Consider the following 8762-nt stretch of genomic DNA (forward strand, 5'->3'; position numbering starts at 1 on the left):
GAACCTGAGTTAGGAAAGCAAATAGTTATTAGCGAGAAGTAGGGTCTTGAATTTGCTGAGGCAAGGAGATTGGAATGGCAGAAGGGGAGACAAGCCTCCACTTATCTCGCGTTGGAGACCGACGCCCCTTCGTCGGAGTTCGTCGCCGGTGCCGAGACGTTCTTGGTTTCCCTCCTGAACCGCCGCTCGTAGCAGGCGCGGATGCGCGCGCGGAGCTTTTCGTAGTCTTCCAACAATCGCTTTCCCGCGCGGGAGTCTTTCTTTCCCTTGTAGCCCAGTGCCAGGGCGATGCTCTGAAGCTTCGCCGGATCTCTTTCCAGAATGTCGATCGATTGCTGGCGCTCCAGACGCAATCGATGGTCGAGCTGGCGCAAGAAGAGATAGCCTTGCGAGAGCAGGCGGTATTCTTCGGCGCCGATGATCTTGCGATCGTGGAGCGCGCGCAAAGCATCCAGCGTCGCCTGCTTTCTCAGCTCGCGGTGGCGCGCGCCGTGCGCGAGCTGAAGCATTTGGGTCAGAAACTCGATATCGACCAACCCGCCCATGCCTTTCTTCAAGTTGAACCGGTCCTCGCTTTCCTTGGCGAGCTCGTTTTCCATCCGCGCCCGCAGGTGGTCGATTTGAGCGACGCCTTCCTCTGTCAGCCCGCTGCCATAGGCGAAGCTCCGGGCGGCCTCCTCTGTCTCGCGTCCGAGCGACGGCTCGCCGGCGGCAAAGCGCAGCTTGACGAGCGCCTGCCGCTCCCAAAGCTCGGAGCTGGTTTGATGGTAATGGCGAAAAGCTTCGAGCGAAGCGACCAGAGGACCGGCACGGCCCGACGGCCGGAGCCGCATATCGATCTGGTAAAGCCGGCCTTCTTCCATCGGCGCGGAAAGGAAAGTGATGAGCTTCTGACCGAGCCGGACATAATATTCGTGTGCCTCGAGCTGTCCCGCAGGGCCGCCCTCGCTCGCGGCTTCCGCCGGCGCGTCGTAAATGAAGATCAGGTCGAGATCCGAGTTGTAGTCGATCTCCCTGCCGCCGAGTTTTCCCATGCCGAGGATGGCGAAGCGGCCTCCAGGCAGCGCGCCGTGCCGCAGTTCAATCTCCGACGACGCCAGCGCGAGCGCCGCCGCCAGGCAGGCGTCGGCCAAGCTCGTGAGCTGCTTGAAGACCGCTTCGAGTCCGAGCTCGTTCGCGAGGTCGTGGAGCCCGATGCGCAAAAGCTCTTCCGTCTTGCCGCGCCGGAGCGCGTTCAACTTATCTTCGAGGTGGGCCGATTCGGCGGCCGCGGCCGAAAGGGCGCGCCGCATCTCCGCCGCAGTCTTTCGCGGAGTGGCGAGATCGGCGCGGATCAGGCTGTCGATCAGCTCGCGCCGCTGGAGAAAAAGGTCGGTCAAAAACTGGCTGCCGGCGAAAAGATCGATCAACAACCGCGTCGTCTTGGGATTCTCGGCCAGGAGCGTGAGAAAACCGGTGCGCCCGCCGAGCCTGCGGCTGAACTCGGCCAGATTGAAGAGCGCTCGGTCCGGCGCCGAGGAATGCAGCACGGCTTCGATCAGCGCCGGGCCGAGCCGGCGAAGCACGTTCAATCGGCGCGGGCTCGGCGGCGAATACGCTTCGCCGTCGCGCACGGCGAGGAGATGCTGGTAAGCGCGCTCCGGTTCCGAGAAGCCGAGCGCCTTGAGCTCTTGAATAACCAGCTTCTCGTCGTCCAGGTCGTGCCACAGAGTTTCCCCTTGCGTGCCGGCCTGGCTTCCCATCTCTTTCTCGGCGCTGTAAAAGAGCCGGTCGAACGCGGCGCGCACCGTCGCGGTCTGCCTGCGGTAGTCGCGCCAAAACAATTTTCGCTCATCGCCTTCTTTGTTTTTTGCATAGCCGAGGCGGCGGGCGAGAGCCGTCTCCGCGTCTTTGCCTTCCGGGATCGAGTGGCTGTGAGCCTCCTGGACCATCTGGATCTTATGCTCCACGTCGCGCAAAAAGCAGTAGGCGGCGGCGAGGCGCTCTTCCTCGCGCGCCGGAATGAAGCCGTGTCCCGCGAGCAGGCTCAACGCTTTGAGCGTGTTGGGCTCGCGCAGGCGCGGCTCGTAGCCGCCGTTGACAAGCTGGAGCGCCTGGGTGAAAAATTCGATCTCGCGAATCCCTCCGGTTCCGAGCTTGACGTTTTTCTCCAGGCCCGCGGCGCCGAGCAGCTCGCGCTCGATCCTTCCTTTCATCTCGCGCAGCTCTTCCACCGTGGTGAAGTCCAGGTAGCGGCGGTAAACGAACGGCTCGACCTCGCTGAGAAAACGGACGCCCAGCTCGCGGTCGCCGGCGACGGGCCGCGCCTTGATGAGCGCCGAGCGTTCCCAGCACTGCCCCCACGATTCGTAATACAGGAGCGCCGACGCCAGCGACTGCACGATCGGTCCCTGGCGGCCGAGCGGGCGGAGACGCAAATCGGTGCGGAAAACGAAGCCGTTCTCGGTGACTTCTCCCATCATGCGCGTGATCGCTTCGGCGACCCGGGTGAAAAATTCACGCGGCGTGGTTTTCCCTTTGGCGTTGCCCTCGCTTTCGCCGTCGTCTTCCTCATAGAGATAGACGATGTCGATGTCGGAGCTGAAATTCAGCTCCCCGCCGCCCAGTTTTCCCATGCCGAGAATGACGAAGCTTTGTTGCCGGAAATTACCCGGCAGGCGCAGAACGCCGAATTCCTTCTCCGCAGCGGCCCGGCAAAAGCGGTAGGCGACCTCGAGAGAGCCCTCCGCGAGGGCCGTAAGCTCGCGCACGGTTTCTTCGACGGAATGTTGGGGAGCGAGATCCCGCGCGCCGATGCGAATATATTCCCGCTGTTTATGCCGGCGCAGAGCCGCGCCGACCTCGTCCAGAGAGCTTGCTTCGCTGAGCTTGAGCGAAATCTCCGCTATGTGGTCAGCGGCGCTCTTGTGTGGCGTGTGGATCTGCTCGTGGAATATCTCGGGCCAGCTCTTTCCCCGGCGGATCAATGCGTCGCTCAAATAGGCGCTGGCGCCCAAAAGCCGGATCAGCAGTGGAAGGTCGGCTGGCGGGAGGGCGTCGAGGCTTTTTCCCCCGCCGCTTTGGATCAATCTCTGCAGGTGGGCGCGGGCCGAAGCGGGAGAAGCGCTTTGCTTGATCAGCCGTTCGACGGCGGCGTTTCGAGACGGATTCGAAAAGGGCCTGCGGTCCACCCGTTAAAAGTAGTCCGCTTGGCTTCGAGTGGCAAGTTGTCAATTGGCGTTCTTACAACGAGAACAAAACTCAGCCTGCGGGAAGCGATCGAGCCTTGCGCGCTCGATCGGCTGATGACACGCGCGGCAAGAACCGAATGACCCGCTCCGGATGCGCCTCAAGGCGATCTCGATGCCCTGCAACTCGCGCTCAAAGCAGGCCGCGAGGCGGTTGACGAGGTGAGCTTCGCTTTGGGCGCGGGCCTGATCGAGCCAGTCGAAATCGGATTTAGCGCTCTCGCTCTCTTCTTCGAGGTGTCTTAGGAAGGGCAGGATCTCGTGTTTTCTTTTCAAGAGCTTCTCTTCGCACGTTTTAACGGCAACCGTATCCATGTAAACCTCCTTCTCGCTCGGTTGATTGAGCAAGATCCGTGCCCCTATTTTTTCATTGCCGAATTGAAGATATGCGACGCGGAGCCTCACTCAGTTGTCGGGTAATCCAGTCGGCGGCGCGGGTTTTTCCTACAGGAGCGCTGAAGTAGCAGCAATAAATTGTCAGCGGTGCCGTGAAGTTTAAACTGGGATAAGAGATGACGGCCGATTTCCCTCGGGTATTTACCGTAGGAGTGTAAACTAGTGCACTGTAACAGACGATTCGGCAACAGATGGTTTCCTCGCACTTCGACGAGCTCAGTGCGAACGGACTAGGAAAACGCCGTTCGTGGTGAGCTTGTCGAACCAGAACGGCGTACCCAAATTAAGTGATACAGTCCACTAGGTTGTATTCATTTTTCCGTCGCTATAAGGGATTAGGCGGAAGGAAGGAGGAAGTCCAATGACTATAGGAGTAGGTTCGCTCGGAATGATCTTGTTGGCTCTGTGGCTCATTCTGACGGGACTGTCGTCTTTTGTGCGCTTTGGAATTCCGTCCCGGGCGATGGGAGTTCTGGCGGTGATTGCCGGGATATTGCTGTTGGTAGGAAGGTAATTGCAGGTTTGAAGAAAAGCGCCTCACAACAAGGCGAAAGTGGGATGAAAAAATTTCTCCTTGCCGTGCTCTTGGCGTCGCTGTGCGGAATGAGACTGGATGCAGCCGAAGCGCAGACTCCTTCGATGAGCTTCTTTGTCACGAGCCAAGGCTCGGGCAACGGCGCGAATCTCGGCGGCCTAGAGGGGGCGGACGCGCTCTGCCAAAAGCTCGCCGCGACGGCCGGCGCGGGCAACCGGACGTGGCGCGCGTACCTGAGCGCGAGCGCCGCGGATGGAAAACCCGCCGTGAACGCGCGCGACCGCATCGGCGCGGGCCCGTGGCACAACGCCAAGGAAGTGAAGATCGCGGACAACCTCGCCGAGCTTCACTCGGACAAGAACAATCTAAAGAGAGAAACCGCGCTGGACGAAAAGGGCAATTCGGTCAACGGCAGCGGCGACAAGCCGAACAGGCATGACATCCTGACCGGCTCGCAGCTCGACGGCATGGCCTATCCGGCGGGCGAGGACCTGACTTGCCGGAACTGGACCGCCGGCAATTCCACCAAGTCTCCCGGGAGGGCGCAGGTTGGTCACCACGACCGAATGAGTTTCTCCAAGCCTGGATCGCCATGGAACTCGGCGCACGCCTCGCGCGGCTGCGGCCAGGAGGATTTGAAATCTTCCGGCGGCGATGGGTTGTTCTATTGTTTCGCGGCGAAATAGGGGGGCGTTCGGATTCGTTGTGGTGGGGCGAACGCCACGGGTGAGAGGCGCGCATCGCGTCCTTCTCGACTCGATTGGTTAGGCCTGTTGTAAATCAAGGATCCTCTGTATGTTACGTTTCAGTTCTGGAAGCTTCTCCTGCACCACGTCCCATACGAGCTCATAGTCCACCCCGAAGTAACCGTGGATGAGACGGTCCCGCATCCGAGCAATCGGACGCCATTCAACCTCGGAATGCGATGCGCGGAACTCCTCGGGTAGGTTCTTTACGGCTTCGCCGATAACTTCCAAGCTGCGCACGAAGGCGCGACGCAGCGTCTCATCCGCCGCGAAGCGCTCAAAGGTCAGACCCAGACTCTGATCGAGCAGGTACTCAACTTCCACGAGAATGTGGCGCAGATAGTCACGCGGCTCGAAGGACATCCCTCGCCTCGGATAGGATGTGCGGCCCGATAAACGGTGAGAGTGCCTCGGTGGTTACGACTTCAACCGGGTGCTCCAAAGCATCTTCGAGCAGGTCAGCCAGCGCCATGAAGTGATCAAACGTCTTCTCTGCCGGAATAAACTCGACGAGCACATCAACATCACTGTCAGGGCGAGCCTCGTTACGAAGCACGGATCCGAAGAGCGCCAGCCGACGGACGCCGAGGCGCCGAATCTCGGACTCAACACTTTGCAGGCGACGGATCGCATCTTCACGAGTGAGGATAATCGTGTTCATGTGACAGAACATACACGAAAGGCCCGACTTATGCGAGGCGGAGGGCCTAACGCGGGGTTAGCCATCGGATTATGCGTCTTCGTTGTAAATTCTCGTAAAGTTACTGAATTCCGTTGCCGCCAGATCCTTCGCAATCACATCCTTCGCGAGCTCGAAATCAACGACGAAGTTGCAGACTTCCATCGTCCCACTCCCGATGCTGCCGCCGTCGCATGCGCCTAGGCAGGTCCAACCGAGAGTTTCATTCATTCGGGCTTCGAGGCGGTGACGCTTGTCCACATCCGCCGTGGTGCCCATCCCCTCGACAGCATATTCAACTAACAACCTCGCGTGATCCTCGGGCTTCATTGGGCGATAGCCTTCAGCAGTCAGGCGGTAGATCTCTTTCTGAATTAAGTCTTCAGCCTTTCGAAGAAACGTAGACTTTAAGGTCTTCGTTTGACCACGGGTGCCAAGGGGGCCCCAGTGGACAATGTGAGTTCCGTCAGCTTGGGCCCAGGTTTCCCAATACTCCTTGTGCCCATCGGTAAGCCCGTAGAGTTTCAGCATTCTGTTCCCGATGGCTAACGTTCTGGGTGAGAGGCGCGTTCCACAGCGTCCTTCTCAACCCTGTCGTTAGCTTTCAGCTTTGACCCGAAAGCTCTTCGCGCACGATCTTGCGCACCAACTCTTCCGTAAGGGGCTTCGCAGTCAGACCGAGATAGGAGTTCAGCGCATCGTTGATTAGGGTCTGATACCCCTTTCCGGTTTTCTGGGATTGAGCCTTGAAGCGCTCCAGAATTCCATCGTCGAGATAGATCGTGATGCGGCTTTTTCCAACCTGGGGAATCACCGCTCCACGTTTGCCTTTGGAGAAATTATACTCCTTCTTCATAACTCCTTCTTTCCTTCGGAGTCGGCTTCCGAACCGAGATGATTCGAGCTTCGTCGCCCCGAGGTGTCCAGATCACCACCATCAGGGAGCCGAACGTGTTTGCACCCAGCGTTACGAAGCGCTGCTCTCCCTCGGCCGATTCATCTTCAATCGTCACCGCTAGGGGGTCGCTCAAGACACCATCGCCTTCGGCAAGCGAGACACCGTGCTTCTTGAGATTTGCGGCATCCTTCTTGGGATCGAAGGTTGCTGTCACCAGACAAGGGTATGCATATAATGCATATATTGCAAGCTCGCCGTAGAGCTACGAGGCCGGCCCGTGGATTGAAAGCTAACGCCAAGGCTGACCCGCAGCAGTCGGGTCAAGCCGTTGGTTAGAGCACGGAAAGGATTTGACTATGGAACCAGATTGGGACACTTTTTTTAGTGCGCGTAATACACCATTGTTCCTGCCCGAAAAAAGTTTCGACCTACACAGGGATGCGCCGTTTCTCTTTTTGACGGCGGTTGCGGTGATGCTCCTTTTCCTATGGCTTCTGGAGGTACATAAGAACCAGAGCCAAGGCCGAGATTGCGGCAATAATAGTCGGAATCAGCCAGCGCCACTCTCTCAACCAAAAACTCTTGAGAAGAAAACAGCTTTCGTAAAGAATGCGGACGGGCCACGGACGGACAAGGCCATCTCGGCTTCTGAGAATGGCGTCAACGGAAGGTTCGCGCCCTAATTCCCCGTGCCACCAATGCTTAAAACGCCTCAGCATAAGTTGTGCTCTAACAAGATAGCGTTAAGCTGCGATCGAAGTCAAAAAAAGAGAGCCAACTCCTCCACAGCATCTTCGTACATCCGGCCGTCGAGCCAGCTTTAACGCTTGTTGGACAAACCCGCTGCGCGGGCCACTGACCTATGGATTTTTAACCTCCCCATGACAACCGCCGAAGGGGCGGTCAGTACAAGATCACCCCCGCCCGTTCAGGTCACCATCGAGTTTATTCTGCCGGTCTCGGAAAACATGTGCATCCCAGTGGTCCTAGGGAAGCGATTTAAGCAAACCTCTACTCCCCAGGCAGAAAAACCTTGCTGCTTGATCGGCTACGCGGCTTGCATGCTCTGCGCTTTGCCGAAGGGGCGCTTCTCCTCATCCGGCGGTGACCCTCCACGGGGAAACCGGCCCACACAAATTATCCGCTCTCCACATACCGGACAACGGAGCTTCTCGGGATGACCGACCTTCTCCCAATACTGCTCCACAGCCAAAACTACACCCGCCTGCTCCGCCACCTGACCCAACTGAGCACGGCACTTACCACGAAGCTCCAACCCACAACGACCGTAAAGCCCATAGTGCCGGATCACCTGCATCCCTCTTTCCGGCACATGCCACAACGTGCGCTGAATAAATTCTTCGCTGCTCAAGGTCATGAGCTTCGATTTCCCATCCCGGTGATCCCGGTAGCCGAAACTCACTCCTCGATCATCCGCACAACTTAACCTGCGGTTGGAAATCGGTCCCCCTTTGACGTAGCGGGCCAGGTAGGTGATGACTCCGCTGCCGTGGCTGTAGCGCTCCCGAATGCACACGTTCCAGTTCTTGCGCCCAAGCTGGTTGAGACAATTCTTCACCTTCTGAGAGGTCATCCCTTCCGGCACGATCAACCGACCTTGCTCCAATGCCTTACCAACCGCTGCCAAGAACTTCCCCCGAAAAATGGTCCTGACCACCGCCACGGGAAGTAAGTAGCCGTTTTTCACGGCCTTCCACTCTCCAGTGGGAGTCAGTCCTCCTCCCGTCACCAAACAATGCACGTGCGGATGAAAAGAAAGAGTCCGCCCCCAGGTGTGAAGCGACATCATCACCCCAGGCGTGGCTCCCAGATAGCGATGATCTCCAAGCAGCTCCAAGAGGGTGTCTCTGGCGCTCTGAAAAAGAATCTCGATCAGAAGCCGCGTGTTCAACCGCCACAACGCGTGCAGTTCATGAGCGATGGTGAAAATCACATGAAAGTGATCGCAGGCAAGTAGCCGCGTTTTCTGCTTCTCCAACCAGCGCTCTTTCGATAGATGAGAACACTGCGGACACGCTCGATGGCGACAGGAATTGTACCACACCTCTTGCACGTGGCCTCCAGGACATCTCTTGATGTGTCCACCCAGAGCGGCGGTGCGACACTCGATGATGGATCGGGCGGCTTTACGATGGTGCTGAGGTATGGCGCGAGAGAGAGAAAACCCCGAGAAACTATCTCGGAAGATCGACTGTAGTGTCGCCTTCACTTTGCCTCAATGCAACGACAACGCTTCCCCCGCGTAGCGGGTTTGTTCAAC

The 8762-nt window shown here is 58.3% G+C and carries 10 protein-coding genes; 2 read left to right on the forward strand and 8 right to left on the reverse strand.

The features are described from left to right. Positions 1–101 precede the first annotated feature (101 nt). Together glnE and VGL70_11120 are read right to left on the reverse strand one after the other, a co-directional pair. Positions 102–3170, reverse strand: a complete 3069-nt coding sequence (glnE, locus tag VGL70_11115; protein HEY3304071.1) for a bifunctional [glutamate--ammonia ligase]-adenylyl-L-tyrosine phosphorylase/[glutamate--ammonia-ligase] adenylyltransferase — start codon at positions 3168–3170, stop codon at positions 102–104. 39 nt (positions 3171–3209) lie between these two features. After that, a complete protein-coding gene (locus tag VGL70_11120) occupies positions 3210–3542 on the reverse strand; it encodes a TraR/DksA C4-type zinc finger protein (GenBank protein HEY3304072.1) in 333 nt (110 codons plus the stop codon). A 442-nt stretch (positions 3543–3984) separates the two neighbouring features. On the opposite strand from VGL70_11120, the gene VGL70_11125 reads away from it, so the two are divergent. Together VGL70_11125 and VGL70_11130 are read left to right on the forward strand one after the other, a co-directional pair. Next, the gene (locus VGL70_11125; protein HEY3304073.1) at positions 3985–4137 is read left to right on the forward strand and encodes a hypothetical protein; all 153 of its coding nucleotides are present in this window, start codon (positions 3985–3987) and stop codon (positions 4135–4137) included. A 44-nt stretch (positions 4138–4181) separates the two neighbouring features. Then, a complete protein-coding gene (locus VGL70_11130) occupies positions 4182–4844 on the forward strand; it encodes a lectin (protein HEY3304074.1) in 663 nt (220 codons plus the stop codon). Positions 4845–4922: 78 nt separating this feature from the next. Here the strand turns inward: VGL70_11130 and VGL70_11135 are convergent, their stop codons facing one another. The 6 genes from VGL70_11135 to VGL70_11160 form a co-directional block, all read right to left on the reverse strand. Next, entirely contained in the window at positions 4923–5267 is a 345-nt protein-coding gene (locus VGL70_11135) for a DUF86 domain-containing protein (protein ID HEY3304075.1), read from the reverse strand. Further along, on the reverse strand, positions 5248–5565 hold the full coding sequence (locus VGL70_11140; protein ID HEY3304076.1) for a nucleotidyltransferase family protein: 318 nt from the start codon (positions 5563–5565) through the stop codon (positions 5248–5250). Before VGL70_11140 ends, VGL70_11135 begins: the two co-directional genes overlap by 20 nt. A 69-nt stretch (positions 5566–5634) precedes the next feature. Then, positions 5635–6114: a WGR domain-containing protein gene (locus VGL70_11145; protein HEY3304077.1), complete on the reverse strand. Its 480-nt coding sequence runs from the start codon at positions 6112–6114 to the stop codon at positions 5635–5637. Between the two features lie 73 nt (positions 6115–6187). Then, on the reverse strand, positions 6188–6439 hold the full coding sequence (locus tag VGL70_11150; GenBank protein ID HEY3304078.1) for a BrnA antitoxin family protein: 252 nt from the start codon (positions 6437–6439) through the stop codon (positions 6188–6190). Continuing rightward, positions 6423–6695 carry a BrnT family toxin gene (locus VGL70_11155; protein ID HEY3304079.1) on the reverse strand — a complete coding sequence of 91 codons (273 nt, stop codon included), beginning with the start codon at positions 6693–6695 and terminating at the stop codon, positions 6423–6425. Before VGL70_11155 ends, VGL70_11150 begins: the two co-directional genes overlap by 17 nt. Positions 6696–7529: 834 nt before the next feature. Beyond that, a complete protein-coding gene (locus tag VGL70_11160; protein ID HEY3304080.1) occupies positions 7530–8711 on the reverse strand; it encodes an IS91 family transposase in 1182 nt (393 codons plus the stop codon). Positions 8712–8762: the final 51 nt, after the last annotated feature.

This window comes from Candidatus Binatia bacterium (assembly GCA_036504975.1).
Classification (GTDB): domain Bacteria; phylum Desulfobacterota; class Binatia; order UBA9968; family UBA9968; genus JAJPJQ01.